Origin of the sequence: Pseudomonas sp. W17 (assembly GCF_040268305.1) — a bacterium.
In the GTDB taxonomy this organism is placed as follows: domain Bacteria; phylum Pseudomonadota; class Gammaproteobacteria; order Pseudomonadales; family Pseudomonadaceae; genus Aquipseudomonas; species Aquipseudomonas protegens.
Window position 1 is genome coordinate 5,086,916 of sequence record NZ_CP158490.1, and the last position, 19,452, is coordinate 5,106,367.

17 protein-coding genes are annotated in these 19,452 nt (G+C 64.8%); 16 read left to right on the forward strand and 1 reads right to left on the reverse strand.

All coding sequences use genetic code 11. The annotated features are described in order from the left end of the window. Positions 1-48: 48 nt before the first annotated feature. From ABCR88_RS23165 to ABCR88_RS23175, 3 genes are all read left to right on the forward strand, one after another. A complete protein-coding gene (locus ABCR88_RS23165; protein ID WP_015636500.1) occupies positions 49-486 on the forward strand; it encodes a hypothetical protein in 438 nt (145 codons plus the stop codon). Between the two features lie 537 nt (positions 487-1,023). Then, on the forward strand, positions 1,024-1,917 hold the full coding sequence (locus ABCR88_RS23170) for a sensor histidine kinase (RefSeq protein WP_041119342.1): 894 nt from the start codon (positions 1,024-1,026) through the stop codon (positions 1,915-1,917). Further along, positions 1,914-2,573, forward strand: coding sequence for a response regulator transcription factor (locus ABCR88_RS23175; RefSeq protein ID WP_041119345.1), 660 nt, complete (start codon positions 1,914-1,916; stop codon positions 2,571-2,573). Before ABCR88_RS23170 ends, ABCR88_RS23175 begins: the two co-directional genes overlap by 4 nt. A gap of 1 nt (position 2,574) precedes the next feature. On the opposite strand, the gene yegS is transcribed toward ABCR88_RS23175, so the two are convergent. Further along, positions 2,575-3,474 carry a lipid kinase YegS gene (gene yegS / locus ABCR88_RS23180; RefSeq protein WP_041119347.1) on the reverse strand — a complete coding sequence of 300 codons (900 nt, stop codon included), beginning with the start codon at positions 3,472-3,474 and terminating at the stop codon, positions 2,575-2,577. A 438-nt stretch (positions 3,475-3,912) separates the two neighbouring features. Here yegS and ABCR88_RS23185 point away from each other — a divergent pair, with 438 nt between their 5' ends. The 13 genes from ABCR88_RS23185 to ABCR88_RS23245 all read left to right on the forward strand — a co-directional run bounded on the left by ABCR88_RS23185 (position 3,913) and on the right by ABCR88_RS23245 (position 19,440). Next, a complete protein-coding gene (locus tag ABCR88_RS23185) occupies positions 3,913-5,346 on the forward strand; it encodes an undecaprenyl-phosphate glucose phosphotransferase (RefSeq protein ID WP_011062483.1) in 1,434 nt (477 codons plus the stop codon). Further along, positions 5,347-6,804, forward strand: a complete 1,458-nt coding sequence (locus ABCR88_RS23190; RefSeq protein WP_350403609.1) for a mannose-1-phosphate guanylyltransferase/mannose-6-phosphate isomerase — start codon at positions 5,347-5,349, stop codon at positions 6,802-6,804. It abuts the gene before it with no gap. Between the two features lie 68 nt (positions 6,805-6,872). Further along, on the forward strand, positions 6,873-7,649 hold the full coding sequence (locus ABCR88_RS23195) for a polysaccharide biosynthesis/export family protein (protein WP_350403610.1): 777 nt from the start codon (positions 6,873-6,875) through the stop codon (positions 7,647-7,649). Between the two features lie 18 nt (positions 7,650-7,667). Next, positions 7,668-9,662, forward strand: coding sequence for a lipopolysaccharide biosynthesis protein (locus ABCR88_RS23200; protein ID WP_236183892.1), 1,995 nt, complete (start codon positions 7,668-7,670; stop codon positions 9,660-9,662). Then, the gene (locus ABCR88_RS23205) at positions 9,662-10,858 is read left to right on the forward strand and encodes a glycosyltransferase (RefSeq protein WP_350403611.1); all 1,197 of its coding nucleotides are present in this window, start codon (positions 9,662-9,664) and stop codon (positions 10,856-10,858) included. The genes ABCR88_RS23200 and ABCR88_RS23205 overlap by 1 nt, the downstream gene beginning before the upstream one ends. Beyond that, positions 10,848-12,143 (forward strand): cellulase family glycosylhydrolase, encoded by a 1,296-nt coding sequence (locus ABCR88_RS23210; protein WP_350404914.1) that lies wholly within the window; start codon positions 10,848-10,850, stop codon positions 12,141-12,143. The genes ABCR88_RS23205 and ABCR88_RS23210 overlap by 11 nt, the downstream gene beginning before the upstream one ends. 2 nt (positions 12,144-12,145) lie before the next feature. Next, positions 12,146-13,363 (forward strand): glycosyltransferase family 4 protein, encoded by a 1,218-nt coding sequence (locus tag ABCR88_RS23215; protein WP_011062489.1) that lies wholly within the window; start codon positions 12,146-12,148, stop codon positions 13,361-13,363. After that, complete coding sequence (locus tag ABCR88_RS23220) at positions 13,354-14,454, forward strand: glycosyltransferase family 1 protein (RefSeq protein WP_041119357.1); 1,101 nt, start codon at positions 13,354-13,356, stop codon at positions 14,452-14,454. The genes ABCR88_RS23215 and ABCR88_RS23220 overlap by 10 nt, the downstream gene beginning before the upstream one ends. Then, positions 14,454-15,872, forward strand: coding sequence for an O-antigen ligase family protein (locus ABCR88_RS23225; RefSeq protein WP_041119359.1), 1,419 nt, complete (start codon positions 14,454-14,456; stop codon positions 15,870-15,872). The genes ABCR88_RS23220 and ABCR88_RS23225 overlap by 1 nt, the downstream gene beginning before the upstream one ends. Further along, positions 15,869-16,690 carry an acyltransferase gene (locus ABCR88_RS23230; RefSeq protein ID WP_015636510.1) on the forward strand — a complete coding sequence of 274 codons (822 nt, stop codon included), beginning with the start codon at positions 15,869-15,871 and terminating at the stop codon, positions 16,688-16,690. Before ABCR88_RS23225 ends, ABCR88_RS23230 begins: the two co-directional genes overlap by 4 nt. A gap of 9 nt (positions 16,691-16,699) precedes the next feature. After that, positions 16,700-18,115, forward strand: coding sequence for a lipid II flippase MurJ (locus tag ABCR88_RS23235; RefSeq protein WP_019095070.1), 1,416 nt, complete (start codon positions 16,700-16,702; stop codon positions 18,113-18,115). 16 nt (positions 18,116-18,131) lie between these two features. Then, the gene (locus ABCR88_RS23240) at positions 18,132-19,058 is read left to right on the forward strand and encodes a glycosyltransferase family 2 protein (protein WP_011062494.1); all 927 of its coding nucleotides are present in this window, start codon (positions 18,132-18,134) and stop codon (positions 19,056-19,058) included. A 127-nt stretch (positions 19,059-19,185) separates the two neighbouring features. Next, positions 19,186-19,440, forward strand: a complete 255-nt coding sequence (locus tag ABCR88_RS23245; RefSeq protein ID WP_019095069.1) for a hypothetical protein — start codon at positions 19,186-19,188, stop codon at positions 19,438-19,440. The last annotated feature ends 12 nt before the right edge of the window (positions 19,441-19,452 follow it).

The following is a 19,452-nucleotide window of genomic DNA, read 5'->3' on the forward strand; positions in this document are numbered from 1 at the left end:
CAGCCAACGCCCTATCAAGCCATCGGACACGCAGTCATGGAGATAAGCATGCTAAAGGACGGCCACGAGTGCGCCACACCGCTGCCCGAGTTCCTGCTTGAAGCCCAGGCCCTGCTGGCCAGATCGGAAGACTGCCTGAGCCACCTGCACCTGATCAGAAACGATGAAGAAGCCATCAACTGCCTGCTCGCCAGCCTGCTGAGTCTGGCCCAGGCCGCGGCCCGCCACGCAGTCAGCCCGCTGGCCGAATTCTCCCTGCATATTCATGGCGTGCTCAAGCGCACCCCCCATCCCCTGGACCTCAACGATCCGATCCTCGACGCCTTGAAGAGCTGCCTGACGCTGATGGCCTGGCAACTGGAACTGATCGACCCGCGCAACGGCCAGCTCAATCTGGACGACAGCGAGCAAGTCATGCTGATCGAAGAACTGACAGAGCAAGTGGGACAAAACTGTAACTGCACATATCCATCTTGCAGCCACTGAAGTTGTATTTATCCGGCGGGGCAGCGGATAAAACTCTCGCCAATCACCGCCCTACTGCACAACATCGACAAAATATCGGGCCAACTGCCAAGCACCCGGTCGTTATTGATTAATTCATACCCAAGAGCGACATCAATCACTCCATAAAGCCAACTAGCAACGTCACCGGGACTTGCTGTTCAACGCGCTGTGCATGCGGGAAAACCCGCTCCCCAGCACACTTTGCGCGATGTTCGGGGGCACGTGACGCCCATGGTACCGACGTACCGCTACCCTCCATTTCCTGACTCTGAAGTCCTATATGACTGAGCGTATAAACGCGACCGACGGTATCTTCGGTGGTATTATGCGGCGCATAAACGGACACAGTTAATGGCACATTGATTCCAATGGCGGCAGTTACTACTCAGCCTGTACAACACGAACAGACAGCGTTGATTGAAACCGGGTATTCAAAGAGCACCGTTTCCCAAACAAGCCTCGTCATCCATACTTGACCGGGCTCTTCGCAGCGAACATCCATTGGCTCCATCCGCTATGTACGCCAGCCTCAAGTCATTCTTCTCTTGGCCCCCCTCCCATGATCACCTGCGCTGGCTCAGCCTGTTGCTGTGCTCCTGCTCGACCCTGGCCAGTGTGCTGGTCTACTGGCTGGGCCGGCCTCTGCCTCTGGGGTTGCTGGTCATCAACGTGGCGGCGCTGGCCTGCATCTGGATGCAATACGGTTATTCGCGCAAATCCATCCGCTTCCAGCCCCAGGAACTCGCCGAGCGCCTGCTGGAGGTCAAGGAAAACGAACGGCACCGTCTGAGCCGTGAACTGCATGACGACATCGGCCAACTGCTGACCGCCGCCAAGCTGCAGACCGACTGGCTCAAGCGCCGCCTGCCGGACGAGCTGCAAGAACATTGCGCGGTGCTGGGCACCACCCTGGAAGAGACCCTGGCCAAGGTGCGGGACGTCTCCGCCATCCTCAACCCGCGGCAACTGGCCAGCCTCGGGCTGGAAGCCAGCCTGCGCGCCCACCTGCTCAAGACCCTGGAAAACACTTCGGTGCACTGGAGCCTGGAGTGCCACCAGCGCCTGGCGGGCATTCCCGAGGAAATGGCCGTCGCGGCGTTTCGCATCACCCAGGAAGCCGTGACCAACATCCTGCGCCACGCCCAGGCGAAAAACCTGCTGGTACGCCTGCAACGACTGCCCGAAGGCCTGTCGCTGTTCATCAGCGATGATGGCCAGGGTTTCGCCCCGGCCAGCGACCCGGGCGCCCAGGGCCAGCGCGGCATGGCCGGAATGCAGGAACGAATCAGTCAGTTGGGCGGCCTGTTGAAGGTCACCAGCGAGGCCGACCAAGGCACACAGATCGAAGCACTCTTTCCCTGGGCCCCTCGCACTCTGGAGCGGGCCAGCACGAATAAGGTTTTACATTGACCTGTAATTTACTCTTGGTGGATGACCACTCGCTCATCAGGGCTGGCGTGCGTGCCCTGGTCATGGACATTCCCGGATACGCGGTGATCGGTGAAGCGGATGACGGCTCGTTCCTGCTGGAAATGGTCGAAAGGCTGCATCCGGACATCATCCTGCTGGACCTGTCGATGAAACACACCGGCGGCCTCGAAGCCCTGCGCCGGCTCAAGGCGCTCCACCCACAGAGCAAGGTGCTGATCCTGTCGATGCACACCGACCCGGCCCTGATCATGCAGGCCCTGGAGTGCGGCGCCCACGGCTACCTGCTCAAGGACACCACCGCCACAGAACTCGAACACGCCCTCCAGGCCCTGCGCAACAATGAACGCTACCTGAGCCCGGCCATCGCCCACACGGTGATCAACCAGGCCCTGACCCGGGCTCAGAAGCAACCTCCGCCACCGGAGCAGAACCACAACCTGACGGCCCGCCAGCTGGAAATCCTGCGGCTGATCGTGCGCGGCAAATCCACCCGGGAGATCGCCCTGGGCCTGGGCCTGAGCATCAAGACCGTGGAAACCCACCGCTCGCAGATCATGAAGCGCCTGCAGATCTTCGACGTTGCCGGGCTGGTGCTGTTCGCCGTGCGCGAACGCATCATCAGCCTCGACGACTGACTCAGCGGGCGCTACCCAGCAGCGGCGAATCCTCGGGCAGATGCACCTGCAACGCGCCAGGACGGGCGGTGAAACGCAAGGTATCGCCCTGCAGCGGCTCGCCGTCGAGGTTGATGTCCAGGCCTCGGGACGCCTTGATCTCGACCCAGGGCAGGCGTGCCCGGACAAACAGATTGTCGATCCCCAACCCGCCCGCCAGCAGGTTCTTCAGCGTGCCCACCAGTTCCTGGGGCGCCGGCAGGATGCTGATATCCAGCAAGCCGTCATCGGCCAGGGCCCCCGGGCACAACTCGTGCCCGCCGCCCGCTTGACGGCCGTTGCCGATGCCCAGGGCCAGAAGTTCGCCATGCCAGTGGAAACCCGGCCCCTGCAACTCGCCATAGGCCGCGCTCAGCTCGGCAAAACGTGACAGACCGGTGAACAGGTAGGCCGCGCCCCCCAGGACCTTCTTCAAATCCTCCGAGGTGTTGGCGGTGACCTGGCTGCCAAAGCCGCCCGTGGCCATGTTGAGGAACATCTGCCCGCCGACCTCCCCCAGGTCGATCGCCCGCGCCGGCACATCCAGCAGGTCCAGGGCCGCCGCCGGGGTCAGCGGCACGCCGGCAGCCCGGGCAAAGTCGTTGGCCGTGCCCAGCGGCAACAGCACCAGGCTGGCCGGGGCGTCGGCATTGGCCAGGGCTTCGGCGATGTCCCGCAGGGTGCCGTCGCCACCGCCGGCAACCAGCCGGGTATGGCCGGCAGCCAACGCCTCCTGCACCAGGCGCTGGGCATCCCCCGCCTCCCAGGTCAGGCGCACCTGCAAGTCCCAGCCGGCGGCGCGCCGGGCCTCGACGGCCGCGCGCACCTCCTCGTTGAGGGCCTGTTTGCCGTGCAGTATCAACAATGCCTTGCGCTCACTCATCAGCCCTGACTCCGGTTATGGATTCCATGAAGGATGTTGACCCTGCCGCCCGCAAAAAAAGTCTGTCGTCGGAATTTATTTTTTTGCCGGAAGCAGTCTGGCCTTGCCCCCCCGGCAATCCGGCAGCTTAGCCGCAGGGAAGCAAGGATTCGTCCGGCACGGTCCGGCTTTCAATTAGCGAGTCGCTGTTTCATGAGCTTTACTGACCCCTGTCGTTTAGATGAGGAAGTGCAGGTCATCACCTTGACCGGCGCCGGGGGCCCCACCTGAATACGCAGAGGGCACGGTTTTCCCACTTGAATGCCGACCACGCCTGGGGATGAAGGGACGTGGCTTTTTTTGGTGCCGGGACCAGATGGTGGGAAGTCGCAAACATTGCGAACTTCCTCGCGATCTCTCCAGTCAACCGGTGTGCCTTAGGTCGAGGGAATTGATCTTATGCGGTTGCAACCTGTAGACAGCCTGTTACTGACTCGCCCCAGCATGGTCGAGTACTTCCTGTTCGGCATCCGTGTGGTTCATGGGCTGACTGCAATCCTTCCCGGGCTGCTGCTGATCCTGCTGTCCAACAACAGCCAGGAAGCCTTGAAAAGCGACCTGACCCTGCTGGTGTTCTTCGCCCTCATCAGCGTGCTGATCTTCCAGGCCCTGGGGGTGTACGCCGAATCCATCTTCAGCAACCAGCTGCGCTTCCAGCTGACCCTCTTCGCCTGGGCCTCGTCCTTTTGCGTGCTGCTGTTCATGCATCACTCGATGCAGATGTTCAACACCATCGGCAACCCCGAGCTGTTCGGCTGGTTTGCCGGCAGCTTCGTGCTGTTCGGCATCGAGCGCCTGGTGCTGCTGACCCTGTTCCAGCAGTTGATGCAGCGCGGCGTGTTCCTGCAGAACGCGGTGATTCTCGGCGCCACGGAAAACGGCCAGCGCCTGGCCGAATACCTGGCCCAGCATCAGGATATCCGCTCCGGAGTGACCGGTTTCATCGACGACCGCATCGGCCGCCTGCCCAAGACCCTGTGCAACCTGCCGCTGCTGGGCAACTCCAGCGACCTGGAACGGCTGATCCGCGAGGAAAAGGTTACCCAGGTCCTGGTGGCGCTGCCCTGGTCGGCGGAAAACCGCATGGCCTATGTCATCCGCGAGCTGCGAAGGCTGCCGGTGAACGTACTGCTGGTGCCCGACATGGTGGCCTTCCGGCACGCCCACAACCGCATCACCGAAGTCGCCAACCTGCCGATGTTCAACGCCTCCGAAGTGCCGTTGCGGGGCTGGTCGCCGTTCTTCAAGCGCCTGGAAGACATGGTGCTGTCGAGCATCGCCCTGGTGCTGCTGTCGCCGGTGATGCTGCTGGTGGCGCTGGCGATCAAGCTGGACTCCAGCGGCCCGGTGCTGTTCAAGCAGAAACGCTACGGCTACAACAACCGGCTGATCGAGGTCTACAAATTCCGCTCGATGCACCAGCACATGGCCGACGCCCATGCCGAAAAGCAGACCACCCGGGGCGACCCGCGCATCACCCGGGTCGGTCGCTTCATCCGCAAGACCAGCCTCGATGAACTACCCCAGTTGTTCAATGTGTTCGGTGGCAGCATGTCCATGGTCGGGCCGCGCCCCCATGCCACCGCGACCAAGGCCGCCGGCATTCTCTTCGAAGAGGCGGTCAAGGAGTACACCTCGCGCCACCGGGTCAAGCCGGGGATCACCGGCCTGGCGCAGATCAACGGCTATCGGGGCGAAACCGATACCCTGGAAAAAATCGAGAAACGTGTCGAGTTCGACCTGGAATACATTGAAAACTGGTCGGTATGGTTCGACCTGTACATCCTCTTCCGCACTGTTCCATCCGTGATCATGACCCGCGAGGCCTTCTGAATGAGCACACTCATTCCCTGCATCATTGCTGGCGGCGCCGGCACCCGCCTGTGGCCGGTATCCCGCGAAGCGATGCCCAAGCCCTTCATGCGCCTGCCAGACGGCGAAAGCCTGCTGCAGAAAACCTTCGTGCGCGCCTCCGCGCTCAAGGACGTCGGCCGCCTGTTGACGGTGACCAACCGCGAGGTGTTCTTTCGCACCCTCGACGACTATCGCCTGCTGAACAAGGCCAGGGTGGAGCTGGACTTCATCCTTGAGCCGTTCGGGCGCAACACCGCGCCGGCCATCGCTGCCGCCGCCCTGCACGTGAGCCGCCTGTATGGCGATGATGCACAGCTGCTGGTGCTGCCCGCCGACCACCTGATCAAGGATGTGCAGGCTTTCGCCAACGCCGTGGACAGCGCCCGGCAATTGGCCGAGCAAGGCTGGCTGGTGACCTTCGGCCTGGTGCCCACCCACGCCGAGACCGGCTTTGGCTATATCGAGAAAGGCCAGGGCCTGAACAAGGACAGCTTCCAGGTCAGCCGCTTCGTCGAGAAACCCGACGCCGCCACCGCCCAGCGTTATGTCGATGGCGGCCTGCACCTGTGGAACGGCGGGATGTTCTGCATGCGTGCCGACGTGATCCTGCAGGAACTGCGCGAGTTCGTGCCCGAGGTGGTCAGCGCCGTCGAACACTGCCTGGAGCAGAGCCACCGCAAGGAGGGCAAGCACGAACTGCAAGTGGAGCTGGATGGCGACAGCTTCGCCCAGGCCCCGGACATCTCCATCGACTACGCGGTGATGGAGCGTTCGAAGAAAGTCGCCGTGGTGCCCTGCCAGCTGGGCTGGAGCGACATCGGCTCCTGGCAGGCAGTGCGCGAGCTGACCCCGGCGGACGAACATGGCAACCAGTGCAACGGCGAGACCGTGCTGCACGATGTCAGCAACTGCTATATCGACTCGCGCAAGCGCCTGGTGGGCGGGGTCGGGCTCAACAACCTGATCATCATCGACACTCCGGACGCCCTGCTGGTGGCCGACGGCAACCGCAGCCAGGACGTCAAGCTGATCGCCCAGGAACTCAAGCGCCTGGGCCACGACGCCTACAAGCTGCACCGCACCGTGACCCGTCCCTGGGGCACCTACACCGTGCTCGAGGAAGGGCCGCGCTTCAAGATCAAACGCATCATGGTCAAGCCCAATGCCTCGCTGTCGCTGCAGATGCACCACCACCGCAGCGAACACTGGATCGTGGTCAGCGGCATGGCCCTGGTCACCAATGGCGAGGACGAATTCCTGCTCAATACCAACGAGTCCACCTTCATCAAGCCCGGCCGCACTCACCGCCTGGTCAATCCCGGGGTGATCGACCTGGTGATGATCGAAGTGCAGAGCGGGGAGTACCTCGGCGAAGACGACATTGTGCGCTTCAACGACATTTACGGGCGGGCTCCCGCCGAAGCCGCCAAGACCTGAACTGACGCTCCAAGCAGCAATCTGGCCCGACAGGGAGTTGTGACTATGCACGCCAGGAAGACCGCTCGATGAAAAGACTCCTGCTGATTTCCAGTGTTCTCATGCTCTGCGCCTGCTCCATTCCGGCAAAGGTGGAACTGCCGCCCAGCCAGGACCTGGAGGCCGCCCATCGGGCCGGTGATGCCCTGGCCGGCCAGCCGTTGCCGCCCCAGCGGATTCGCCCGGGGGACACCCTGCGCATCGTCCGCAACACGGGTGAGGCGCCATCGATCTCGGCATTCACCGCCAATTCGATCTACGAACTGACGCTGTTCACCGTGCTCAACGATGGCACCTTCGCCTACCCCTATGCAGGGCAGGTCAAAGCCGCGGGGCTGACTCCGCAGCAACTGACCCAGGTCCTGGAAAACAAGCTGAAGAACATCTACCAGGACTCTGCACTGACCGTGAACATCAACCAGACACCGGGCAACACCGTGTTCGTCGGCGGCTCGGTACGCAACCCGGCGTCCCTGCCGGTGACCGTGACCACCACCCTGGAGCAGGCCATAGTCGGCGCCGGGGGCCTATTGAACGTGGGCGACAGCCGCAATATCGCCCTGCTGCGCGAGGGCGAGGACGGCCGCTACAAGACCTATTTCTTCGACTACCGCAAATTCATGATCGCCGGCAACGCCGGCACCGCCCCGGTGCTGCTGCAACGCGGCGACGTGGTGTTCGTGCCCAAGTCCAGCGTCGGCAACGGCATCGAGTGGGTGGACGTGTACCTCAACCAGTTGATTCCGTTCACCAAGTCGATCGGCATCGGGGCGAGTTACGAAATCAACCGTCAATCCACCAATTGATCGCCAAGGACAGCCCATATGATCAATATCCGTTCCTTTCGCGATTTGCTGCGGTTGTTCTTCATCTTCAAGCGCGAGGTCAAGATCACCGTCCTGGTGACCTTCGTCATCATCCTGCTGGGTGCCTTCCTGCTGCCCAATCGCTTCGAATCCACCGCCCTGCTGCTGGTCAAGCCGGGGCGCGACACCAGCACCCTGCCGATCGAGATCGCCGATCGCCAGGCTGTGGTGATTCCCAGCGCCCAGCGTGATCCGATCATCGATGAGGAGCGCATCCTCGGCGGCGAGCCCATCGCCCGCAAAGTGGCGGAAAAGTACCTCGACGACCTGTCCCGCCAGCCCCAGCCAAGTGGTGCCCTGGCTACCCTCAAGAACGCCGTGAAGGGCGCGGTGGAAGGCATCGTCGACCTGCTGCGCGGGGCCCTGCAACTGGTGGGCCTGGTGGAGAAGCAGACACCGGTGGAACGCCTGACCGAGCGCATGTTGAAAAGCTTCAGCGTGACCCACGCCGCAGGCTCCTCGGTGATGGAAGTGAGCTTTACCTGGAACGACCCCAAAGTGGCCCAGACAGTGGTCAAGAGCTGGATCGAGCAGTACCAGCAGGAACGCGCGCAAACCCTCGGGCGCAAAAGCCTGTACGCCTTCTATGAAACCGAAAGTGGCGCCACCAACCAGCGCATTCTCGGCTACAAGAAGCAGATCGCCGACTACCTGAACCAACTGGGGGCGGTGAGCATCGAGGAGCGCCTGAACGATATCTCGCGCAACCTCAACAACCTCAAGGGCGAACACCTCAATACCACCCGAGCAGTGGCGTCCACTCGCAGCGGCCTGGAGACCATCCAGAAGCAGCTCAACAGCATGAAGAAAGAAATCAGCATCGGCCGCCAGATGAGCCTCAACCCGGACCGCCAGGACCTGCAGCAGCGGATCAACGCCAAGCAGATCGAGCGTCAGGAAATGCTCCGCACCTTCAAGGAAGGCGCCCCTCCGGTTCGCGCCATGGATGCGGCAATCGCCAACCTGCAAGCCCTGCTGAAATCGGAAAGCGGCACTGTGCAACGCAGCGAAAACCTGGCCCCGAACCCGGTCTATACCCGCCTGCAGAACAGTTTCGCCGACCAGCAGGCCAGCCTCAGCCGCCTGCAGACCCAGGCCGCCCAGCAGGAAACCCAGTTGCTCAAGCTCGAACAGGAACGGCGCCAGGCGCTGGCCGTGGAACCTGAACTGGCACGCCTGCAACGGGAACTGAGCGCCGCGGAGAAAAGCTTCGCGCTGTACAGCGACAGTACCGAGAAAGCCCGCATCGACCGCGAGCTGGACCAGAGCCAGATCAGCAACATCGCGGTGATCGAAGAAGCCACCTTCAAACCCAGCCGGGTCTTTCCCAAGAGCCTGAGTATGCTGCTCGCCGCCATTCCGCTGAGCCTGGCGGTGGGCCTGCTGGCGCTGTACTTCTTCTATCTGCTGGACCAGCGCATCCATGACGGCGACCAGATCGAGGAGCGCTTCGGGGTCAAGGTCTGGACCAGCCTGCAGGACCTCGACAGCCACCTGCCGCAACGCAACAGCGCCTTCATCGCCAGCCTCTACCGCCTGTACGGCATCCTGCCCCTCAAGCAGGTGGCGCTGCAGGGCCTGGTGATCGGCCTGACCTCGGCACGCCGCGGCGAAGGCGTGAGCTTCGTCACCGCGCACCTGCGCGACCTGCTCCAGGAGCGCGGGCACGTGGTGCGGGTCAATGGCGCACCCAACGCGGTGCCCGGCGAAATCGTCCTGCTGGAAGCCTCGGGCTTCTTCTCCAACCAGGAAGCCTTCGTCAGCCTGCGCGAGGCCGACCTGATCGCCCTGATCGTCGAAGCCGAAACCACCACGGTGCCCGTGCTGCAAAACGCCCTGTCGATTCTCACCACCGCCTTCAAGCGGGTCGACGGCATCATCATCAACCGCCGGCGCTTCGGCATCCCGGAGAACGTGCTGAACTTCCTGGCGCGGATCAGGAGCCCCCACTGATGCACATTGCCCTGCTGGCACCCATGCCTCCCGAGCAGAACGGCATTGCCGACTACGCCGCGCACCTGCGCACCGCCCTGGAAGGCCTGGGGCTGAAAGTCAGCACGCCGCTGGCCGGGCTGGGCAACGACCCGCAACGCGCCATCGAGCGGGTGGCGCACAGTGACTGGCAGGGGATCGACCTGGTGCACGCCGAGCTGGGCGGTGGCCGGCTGGCGGAGTTTCATGCCCTCAAGGCGTTGCGCGAGCGTTTCCCCAGCCTGCCGCTGAGCGCCACGGTGCACGACCCCGAACGCCTGGTCTGGCGCCGGGCCAGCCTGCCCTGGCCGCTGTCCCTGGCCACGCGGCTGCCCTCACCGCTGCCACAGATCGCCACGGTACTGACCGACCCCTTGTGCCTGCACGAAGAAAAGCAGCTGGCCCGCAGCCTCACCCGGCTGATCACCCTGACCCACGCCGGCGGCGCCTGCCTGCGCCAGCGCATGGGGTTGCGTGCGGAACAGATGGTGGTGATCCCCCACGGCAACCTGGCCATCCCCGCCCGGCCGCTGCCGCCGCTGAGCCCGTTGAGGCTGCTGTATTTCGGCTTCATCTACCGCGGCAAGGGCATCGAGGATCTGCTGGATGCACTGGCCATGGCCTTCGCCCAGCAACCGGCAATGCGCGAGCGCATGCGCCTGACCCTGGCCGGGGGCAGTGAACCGGAAATGGCCTTCGGTAGCTCCGGCAGCTACCTCGACCAGTTGCGCCAGCACATCCAGCGCCTGAACCTGCAGGACAGCATCGACTGGCAACTGGACCTGCCGGCCACGGACATTCCCAAGGTGATCCAGGCCCACCACGTAATGGTCCTGCCCTACCGCGAGTCGAGCAAGCTCAAGCTCCTGGGCACGCTACGGGGGACCAGCGGCGCCCTGTCCTGGGCGGTGGCCTGCGGCCGCGGCGCCATCACCTCCGACGCCCGCTCCTTCGCCGAAGAGGTGGCCCAGGACAACGGCGTGATCTTTCCCCAGGGCAACGTCGCCGCCCTGGCCGCCGAACTCAGCCACTTGTGCGCCAGCCCGGAACGGGTGGAGCGCTGGGCCGAGCACGCCGCGGTGATCGGCTCCCGGCGGGTCTGGAGCCATACCGCCGAGCGCTTTGCCCGGGTGTTCAGCGATGCCTGTGGAGGCCCGGCCCATGTCTATGCGACGTAGCTCGGCGATTGCCCTGCTGGTGCTCGCCTGCCTGTCCTGGAAGGCCCTGGCGGATACCACCCTGCGCGCGCCGCGAGCGGTGGTGTGGAAGGATTTTCTCGGGGTCAACGCGCAGTTCCAGTACTTCGCCCCCGGCGTCTACCAGAAGCAGATGGACCGGCTCGATGCCCTGGGCCTGAGCTGGGTCCGCCTGGCCATTCACTGGGCCATGATCGAACCCAGCGAGAATGACCTGCAGCTGGACACCCTGGACGCCGCGATGAACGCCATGCAGGGCCGCCAGTACCGGGTCCTGGCCTACATGGTGGGTTCGGCGCCCTTCGCCGCCAACGTGCCCAGCGGCTCGCCCCCTTCCGACCAGTACCCGCCCAAGGACTTCAACGTCTTCGCCCAGCGCATGAAAATGCTCGCCCAGCGTTATCCCCAGGTGAACACCTGGCAGGTGTGGAACGAACCCAACATCGTCTGGCTGCCCAAGGAAGACCCCGACGCCTACGACCAGTTGCTCACGACCACCACCAGCGCCATTCGCGCGGCGATTCCCGACAAGCCTGTAGCGACCGCGGGCATGGCCTACTACAGCCAGATGCGCAGCACCCCGGGGCTGATGCTCGAAGATCTGCTGCAACAGGGCCTGGGCACGGAAAACCTGATTGCCGCCTACCACCCCTATTCCGAGCTCCCGGAAGGCGACGATGCCGCGGCCCAGGATTTCCTCGTACGCGGCAACTTCCTCAACAACGCGCTGCACAGCCAGGGCGTGCAACAGGTCTGGGCCACCGAGTGGGGCTGGTCGAGCTACACCAGCGGAGCCCGGGAAATGCAGGCGATGATCGGCGTCAACGGCCAGGCCGACTACACCCTGCGCCGCCTGGCCCTGATGGCGGCCATGGACTACCAGCGGATCTTCCTGTTCAACCTCAGCGACCTGGATGCCCGCGCCAGCAACCGCGACCAGTCCTACGGGCTGGTGGACCTGGCCGGCGAACCCAAGCCGGTCTACAACGCCCTCAAGTATTTTCTCGACACCACCGGGCCGAGCCTGGCCCCGGCTGATCCCCCCGGCCTGAGCAACGCCCCGAGCGACTTGTACAGCATCGCCTGGACCCGGCCCGACGGCTCCCACGTCTGGATGTTCTGGAGCGCCAGCGGCGCCAGCCTGCAGGTTCCCGGGCTCAACGCGGCCACGCTGCATGATCCGCTGACCGGCACCCGCACCGAGCTGAGCGGGCAAGTGGGCCTGAGCGTGCCGTTGAAAACCAGCCTGCAACTGTTGGTGTGGTGAGCATGAAAATCCTCTGGACCCTGCCCTACCTGCCCTGGCCCGCCACCAGCGGCGGCAAGACCCGGCAATACCACCTGCTGCGGGCCCTGGCCGCCCGCGGGCACCGCATCACCTTGCTGGTGCAATCGAAAACCCCGTTGGACGACGCCACCCGCGCGGCCCTGGAGCCCTGGCTGGAACGCCTGATCGTGCTGCCGCGGCGGCCGTTGCGCAGCCTCAAGACCCTGTTCTCGGTGCTGTTCGCGCCCTACCCCATGCTGGCCGACGTCAACGGTTTGGCCGCGCCGCTGCAACAGCGTTTTCGCGAGCTGTTGGAGGAACCCTGGGACGTGATCCAGATCGAGCACAGCTACAGCTTCCAGCCCTTCGAACAGCCGCTCAAGCAATTGCAGCGCCCGTTCATCCTCACCGAACACAACGTCGAGTCGGCCCTCGGTGCCGCCAGCTACGACCGCCTGCCGGCCTGGTCGAAACCCTTTACCCGTTACGACCAATGGCGCTACCGGCGCTGGGAACGCCGGGTGTTCCAGCAGGCGGCCCGGGTCATCGCGGTGACCGAACAGGACGCCCTGACCCTGGCCCGGCTGAGTGGCAAACCGGCCGCGGTGGTGGTCAACGGCGTGGACTGCGGGCACTACGCCGCGGTGCAACCGGACCTTGGCAGCCAGCGCCTGCTGTTTATCGGCAACTACGAATACAGCCCCAACCTGGATGCGGTGCAATGGGCCCTGGAAGAGATACTGCCGCGCCTGTGGGCCATCAACCCCGAGGTGCACTTCGCCATCTGCGGCTACGCCCTGCCGGACAGTTTCCGCCAGCGCTGGACCGACCCGCGCATCGAGTGGCAGGGTTTTGTCCCCGACCTGCGGGACCTGCAACGGCGCTCGGCGCTGTTCTTCGCCCCGCTGCGCCAGGGCGGCGGTTCCAAGCTCAAGGTCCTGGAGGCCATGGCCGCCGGCCTGCCGGTAGTCACCACGGCCCAGGGCAGCTCCGGGCTGCAGGTAGAGAACGGCCAGCATTACCTGGGCAGCGAAGACCCCGGGGCCCTGGCGCAGATTCTCGCCCAGGCCCTGGCCGACCCCGAGCGCCTGCAACGCATCGGCGCCGCCGGGCGCGACTACGTGCTGGCCCACCATGACTGGACCGCCGCCGCGGCCCAGCTCGAAGCGGTCTATCACCAACTCCCCTCTGACAAAGAAGAAGTGTCCGTATGCGCATAGGTCTGGATTACCGCCCCGCCGCGGGCTACAGCAACAGTGGTATCGGCCGGCAGAACCTGGCACTGGAAGACGCCCTGCGCGCCAATCCGCAGGTCAGCCTGCAATTGTTCGGCGTCGCCCCGGAAGACCATCCGCTGCGCCGCCGGGTGCATTGCCCCAGGTGGGGCGCACCACTGCAGGGGGTGCATCGCCTGCCGAACCGGCTGCGCTTCGAGGGCGGTTTTCTGCCCGAGGCCCTGCGTGAGGCCGAGGTGGAGCTGTACATCTGCAACTTCAACATGGGCCTGCCTCTGGGCAGGAAACCTAAGAACCTGCGCTATGTATTGCAACTGCATGACCTGTTCCAACTGACCCTGACCAACAGCCATGGCTCGCGGCTCAAGGAGCGGGTCTATGGCCTCACCGACAAGCTCTCCATCGGCCACTCGGTGAAGCAGGCGGACCGCATCTGGACACCTTCGCAGTACACCGCCGACGAACTGGTGAAGCTCTTTCCCCAGGCCCGGGACAAGGTCCGGGTGCTGCCCAACCTGGTTACCGGTTTCCAGGGCGAACCCGCCGACATCCGCGACCTGCAACTGCCCGAGCGCTACTGGCTGGCGGTGGGCACCCGCGAGCCGCGCAAGAACATTCCCTGGTTCGTCGCCGCCTGGCAGGCCGCACGCCAGCAATCCCCGGATGTACCGGAACTGGTGCTGATCGGCGCACCGGAACACCTGCCCAGCGAGCTGCGCGCCGTGCATGGCCTGCACTTTCTCAGCGACCTCAGCGACAGCCAGTTGCATGGGGTGTACCGCCAGGCCCAGCGCCTGTGGCAGCCCTCCTACGCCGAGGGCTTCGGCCTGCCGGTGATAGAGGCCCTGAGTGTCGGCACTCCGGTGGCGGTGGCCAGCGGCTCGGCCCTGGACGAGATCACCCCGGCGGGCAGCCCGCGCTTCTCGCCCACCGACAGCGCCGCGCTGAGCCAGTTGATGGTGCAACTGGCCAGCGCCCCGCCGGAAGACCCCGCCCCCCTCAAGGCCTGGGCGGCCGGCTACGCCGAGGATGCCTATCGCCAGCGCTTCAATGAATTGCTCGAGGAGCTCAAGTAATGCCCATCGCCCTGCCGCTGGCGCTGATCTTCGGCCTGGTTTTCGGCGTGCTGATCTGGTTGCTGCCAGCGCTCAAGGTGCTGGTGCTGATGGTCGGCATCGCAGCGGCGGTGACCGTGGTCCGCCAGCCCATGCGCGGGCTGCTGCTGTTCGCGGTACTGGCGACCTTCCTGCCCTATTCGACGGTGCAGATCGGCCTGCGCACCACCGTCTCCGAAGCCCTGCTGCTGTTGGTCTGGGCCAGCATCCTGGCCCAGGGGCTGTTCTCCAATCTGCCCCGGCCGCCCAGGCTGCTGCGTACCGAGAAGCTGCTGCTGGCCCTGATGGCCTTCAGTGCCCTGCCCTTCATCATCGGCCAGGTGACGGTGAACGCCGATGGCAATGGCCCGGTGAACTGGGTCCGCTGGTTGCTCAACCTCTCGGCGCTGTTTCTGGTGCGACGCCTGTTGCAGCAAGCCAAGGCCCGGGAGCAACTGGTCTGTGGCCTGTTGCTGGGGACCCTGCTGCTCCTGCTGCTGTCGATCCCGGTGTTTCTGAAGAACGGCAGCGCCACGGCCATGACCCCGATCCTCGAAAAGCTCGGCTACGGCGGCATCGCGGTACTGGGCGACAGCCTCAGCGCCCTGGCCAATCGCATGGGCTCGCCGTGGATGCACCCCAACGTCACTGGCGGCGCCATGGCCCTGCTGCTGCCCCTGGCCTTCTGTTTCGGCCTGACCCGCAGCGGCTGGCAGCGTAACCTCGGCCTGGCGGTGGCCTTGCTGGGGGCCGCCGGGCTGCTGCTCTCCGGTTCTCGCGGAGCCTTGCTCAGCCTGCTGATCGTGCTGATCTGGATGGCCCGCCAGCGGGTGCCCTACACCGGGCGCATGCTGATGGGTGGCTTCGTTCTCGGGGCCTTGCTGCTGATGTCCTATCCGCCCTTGCAGGACCGCCTGCTGACCCTGTTCACCTCCAACGATGCCAGCACCAGCGTGCGGGTCGACGAGTACTCGCACTTCCCCGCCGCCATGGCGATGTTCCCCTTCGGCATCGGCTTCAAGGTCGACCCACCCGTGCCCGGCACCGGCCTGTGGGGGATTTCCAACCTGTGGCTGAACTACATCTACAAGACCGGCGTGCCCGGCATGCTGCTGTTCGTCGCGGTGATCTGGAGCTGGTGGCGGGAAACCCGGGTTCCCGGGGTGGCCATCCAGTTGAATCGGGACAACGCCCTCTGGCTGGGCAGCGGCGCCGGCCTCAGCGCCGCACTGATCAGCGGCCTGTTCGACCATTACTTCAGCTTCACCCAGGTGTTGATCGCCCTGTTCTGGCTGCTGCTGGGCCTGAACCTGCATGAAGCCAGACGCCTGCGACTCAAGGCCGGCGCTGCGGCGCCCAGGGTTACTCCAGACTCCCCACCCTCAGGAATCCAGCCATGAAACATCGCCTCTTCCACTCGCAGAACCTGAAACAGGCCTTGCCTGACTATGCGCAGAAAATGGGGGTGAGCCTTGCAGAACTGGAGGCGGCCTATCAGTGGATGCTGGAGAACGACGTCGTGTTCGAGCAACCGCTCAAGGGCAACGTGCTGACCTACATCAGCTACCTGAACATCGAATCGAAGATCGAGCCGCCCCTGCCCCGGCGCTTCTACAAACTGCTGGGCCGCGAACTCAAGGGGGCGCTGATTCCCATGTACGGAATCAACTGGCCGACCCTGCGCGACCGCATGCTGCGGGTCTGGGAGCAGATCTACAACATCCTCATCTGCAAGATCCCCAGCCACACCCTGCGCCTGTTCTGGCTGCGCCTTGGCGGCGCGAAGATCGGCAAGGGCTCCACGGTGTGGCGCAATACCGAGGTGCTGGGTGTCGACAGCCTGCGCATCGGCCAGGACAGTACCGTGGCCTGGCACTGCCAGTTGGACGCCCGGGGCGGGCTGATCATTGGCGACCATGTGACCATCGCCTCCCATGTGCTGATCATCGCCGGTGGCCATGACCTCAAGGAGCCGGAATTCTGGGCGGTAGGCGGGCCGATCTACATCCATGACTACGCCTGGATCGCCAGCCGCGCCCTGCTGTCGTTTGGCGCCGAGATCGGCGAAGGCGCGGTGGTCGGCGGGCAGACCGTGGTGTCCAAGCCGGTACCACCCTACGCCATCGTCAGCGGGCCGGACGCGGCGATCAAGGGCGAGCGCTGCCGCAACCTCAACTACAAAGTGGGCGGCAAAGGCCTGTTCACTTTGTTCCACTAAGCCCGGCCCATGTTCGGCGCGACGCTGTGGTTGACCCTGGCCACCCTGACCGGGCTGGCCGCCGGCTTTGCCCGGGAATGGCTGCTGGTGGCGGCCTGGGGCGCCGGTGGCCAGAGCGATGGTTTCCTGGTGGCGATGTTCCTGCCCGAGGCCCTGCGCATGGCCCTGGCTGCGGGCCTGCTGAGCGCCGCCGCGCTGCCGCTGTACCAGCAGCGCTCGGCCGGGGAGCAACAGGCCTGGCTCAGTGCCCTGGCCCCCCGCCTATTGCTGTGTGGGCTGCTGCTGGCGCTGCTGCTGAGCCTCGGCGCGCCGCTATGGGTACGCCTGATCGGCCCCGGCCTGGGCAGCGACGGTTATGCCCTGGCCAGCGGCGGCCTGCACTGGCTGGCCTGGTGCGCGCCGGGGTTCATTCTTCACGGCCTGTTCTGCGTCCCTCTGCAGGCTCGCGCCCGCTTTGTCCTGGCGGGCCTGGGCTCGCTGCTGTTCAACCTGCCGCCAGTGATCTACCTGGCGAGCCTGCACCATGCCGCCACCCCCACCGGGCTGGCCGCGGCCTGTGTGCTCGGCAGCCTGCTGATGCCAACGGTGCTGTTGCCGAGCCTGCTGCGCGATGGCTGGCGGCCCTGGCGCATGCAGGCCGCGCCCGGGGCCGGGCGCGAGTTGCTGCAACGCATCGGCCCGCTGCTGAGCAGCAACCTCGCCAGCCAGGGCCTGGCCCTGCTGGAGCGCATGGCGGCCTCATTGCTGGGTGAAGGGGCGGTTACCTGGATCAACCTGGCACGCAAGCTGATCAACCTGCCGCTGATCGCCCTGATGAGCCTCAACCAGGTGCTGCTCGGGCTGATGAGCGGCAGCTCCGGCGAACAACGCCTGGACCTGCTGCGCAAAGGCCTGAGCAGCGCCACCCTGCTGACCATTCCTGCGGTGGTCGGGCTGATTGGCGCCGCCGCCGCGCTGGTGCACCTGCTGTTGCCCAATCAAGCGGCGGACAGCCCCTTGCCGGAGCTCTTGGCCTGGTTCTCGGTACCGCTGATGTTCGGCGCCTGGAACGCCCTGCTGGCGCGCTACGCCTATGCCGCCGGCGACACCCGAATGCCGCTCAATTGCGAACTGGCCGGTAGCCTGCTCAATGCCCTGCTGCTGGCGGCGCTGCCGTATTTCCTCGGTTTGATCGGCATCGCCCTGGCGGCGATCTGCGGGGTGATCCTCACCGGCCTGCTGCTGATGCGCCGCCAGCAGTTGCTGGGGCTGGTGCCTTGGCGCAGTCATTGGCTGATCGGCCTGGGTGGCATGGCCCTGGCGGCGCTGTTCCTGCATCCGCTGACCTCGATCTGGTGGCAACTGGGCCTGAGCAGCGCCTGCGGCCTGCTGCTGTTGCTGATCCTCGCGGCCTGGCTGCGGCCCTGGCGCCAGAACCTGACCTGAACCGGAGGCTTGGACAATGTCGACACTGCGCGTGGCCTGTGTGATTCCCACCTACAACGGTTGCCAGGACCTGGCGCGGCTGCTGGATTCTCTGGAAATCCAGAGCGCGCCCTTCGATACCCTGATCGTCGACTCCAGCTCCAGCGACGGCACCTACGAGCTGGCGCTGGCACGCTGCGCCAATGTGCTGCGCATCGACAGCCGCGACTTCAACCACGGCGGCACCCGGCAACTGATGGTGGAGCGCAACGCCGATTACGACCTCTATGTGTTCATGACCCAGGATGCCTACCTGGAAGATGCCGAAGGTCTCGCCCGCATCGTCGCGCCCTTCGCCGACCCGCAAGTGGGAGCCGTGTGCGGTCGCCAGTTGCCGCACCTCGATGCCAGCCCCCTGGCCAGCCATGCGCGGTTGTTCAACTACCCGCCGACTTCCCAGGTGAAAAGCCTGGCCGATGTGCCGGCACTGGGGATCAAGACCGCCTTCATGTCCAACTCGTTTTCCGCCTACCGGCGCGAGGCGCTGATGCAGGTCGGCGGCTTTCCCAACCACGTGATCCTGTCCGAAGACATGTATGTGGGCGCGAAGATGCTGCTGGCCGGCTGGAAGGTTGCCTATGAAGGCAGCGCCTGCTGCCGCCACTCCCATAACTACAGCCTCAAGGAAGAGTTCCGCCGCTACTTCGACATTGGCGTATTCCATGCCCGGGAACCCTGGATCCGCCAGGCCTTCGGTGGCGCCGGTGGCGAAGGCCTGCGCTACGTCCAGTCCGAACTGCGCTTCCTCGGCCCCGGGCGCCTGGGGCAGTGGCCCGGGTCGCTGCTGCGCAACGCGGTGAAGCTCTTCGCCTACAAACTCAGCCAGCAGGAGCGCTACCTGCCCCTGGGCCTGAAAAGAAAGCTCGGCATGTACAAGCGCTATTGGGACAGCCCCTATGCCTGAACCGAGCCCCCAGGCCTAAAGTGAATTTTCTGACCGAAGAAAGAGAATCACCTGAATTGACCCTGCGGGGCCAATCAGTGACTGTGCATGTCAGGCACTGACGCCTCATACAAGGAAGTGCACCGTCATGAAAGACAAGGAGTTTTATCCGCAAGCGCGATCACCGCTCAAGCATCTGCAGGGCCAGCCCTGGGTGGCCGCCCGCTCCCCCCGGGAGCTCGACCTGCCTCTCTCCTCGCAGCCGCTGCCGCGTCATTGTCGGCACCTGTCGTGGCTCAAGCGCCTGGCCAGGGCGGTACTGGCCGCTGCACTGCTGGCGGGCCTGGTGACCTGGGGTTTGCACAGCCGCTTCGGCCTGTTGCTGCTGTTGCTGCTGCGCTAAACCGCTCGGCGC

Excerpts from the sequence above, each read along its gene's own strand:
- ABCR88_RS23205 (WP_350403611.1), top strand. The coding sequence starts at position 9,662 with ATGCACATTGCCCTGCTGGCACCCATGCCTCCCGAGCAGAACGGCATT.
- ABCR88_RS23245 (WP_019095069.1), top strand. The coding sequence starts at position 19,186 with ATGAAAGACAAGGAGTTTTATCCGCAAGCGCGATCACCGCTCAAGCAT.
- ABCR88_RS23230 (WP_015636510.1), top strand. The coding sequence starts at position 15,869 with ATGAAACATCGCCTCTTCCACTCGCAGAACCTGAAACAGGCCTTGCCT.
- ABCR88_RS23215 (WP_011062489.1), top strand. The coding sequence starts at position 12,146 with ATGAAAATCCTCTGGACCCTGCCCTACCTGCCCTGGCCCGCCACCAGC.
- ABCR88_RS23165 (WP_015636500.1), top strand. The coding sequence starts at position 49 with ATGCTAAAGGACGGCCACGAGTGCGCCACACCGCTGCCCGAGTTCCTG.
- ABCR88_RS23235 (WP_019095070.1), top strand. The coding sequence starts at position 16,700 with ATGTTCGGCGCGACGCTGTGGTTGACCCTGGCCACCCTGACCGGGCTG.
- ABCR88_RS23210 (WP_350404914.1), top strand. The coding sequence starts at position 10,848 with ATGCGACGTAGCTCGGCGATTGCCCTGCTGGTGCTCGCCTGCCTGTCC.
- ABCR88_RS23225 (WP_041119359.1), top strand. The coding sequence starts at position 14,454 with ATGCCCATCGCCCTGCCGCTGGCGCTGATCTTCGGCCTGGTTTTCGGC.
- ABCR88_RS23220 (WP_041119357.1), top strand. The coding sequence starts at position 13,354 with ATGCGCATAGGTCTGGATTACCGCCCCGCCGCGGGCTACAGCAACAGT.
- ABCR88_RS23240 (WP_011062494.1), top strand. The coding sequence starts at position 18,132 with ATGTCGACACTGCGCGTGGCCTGTGTGATTCCCACCTACAACGGTTGC.
- ABCR88_RS23170 (WP_041119342.1), top strand. The coding sequence starts at position 1,024 with ATGTACGCCAGCCTCAAGTCATTCTTCTCTTGGCCCCCCTCCCATGAT.
- yegS (WP_041119347.1), bottom strand. The coding sequence starts at position 3,474 with ATGAGTGAGCGCAAGGCATTGTTGATACTGCACGGCAAACAGGCCCTC.
- ABCR88_RS23185 (WP_011062483.1), top strand. The coding sequence starts at position 3,913 with ATGCGGTTGCAACCTGTAGACAGCCTGTTACTGACTCGCCCCAGCATG.
- ABCR88_RS23200 (WP_236183892.1), top strand. The coding sequence starts at position 7,668 with ATGATCAATATCCGTTCCTTTCGCGATTTGCTGCGGTTGTTCTTCATC.
- ABCR88_RS23195 (WP_350403610.1), top strand. The coding sequence starts at position 6,873 with ATGAAAAGACTCCTGCTGATTTCCAGTGTTCTCATGCTCTGCGCCTGC.
- ABCR88_RS23190 (WP_350403609.1), top strand. The coding sequence starts at position 5,347 with ATGAGCACACTCATTCCCTGCATCATTGCTGGCGGCGCCGGCACCCGC.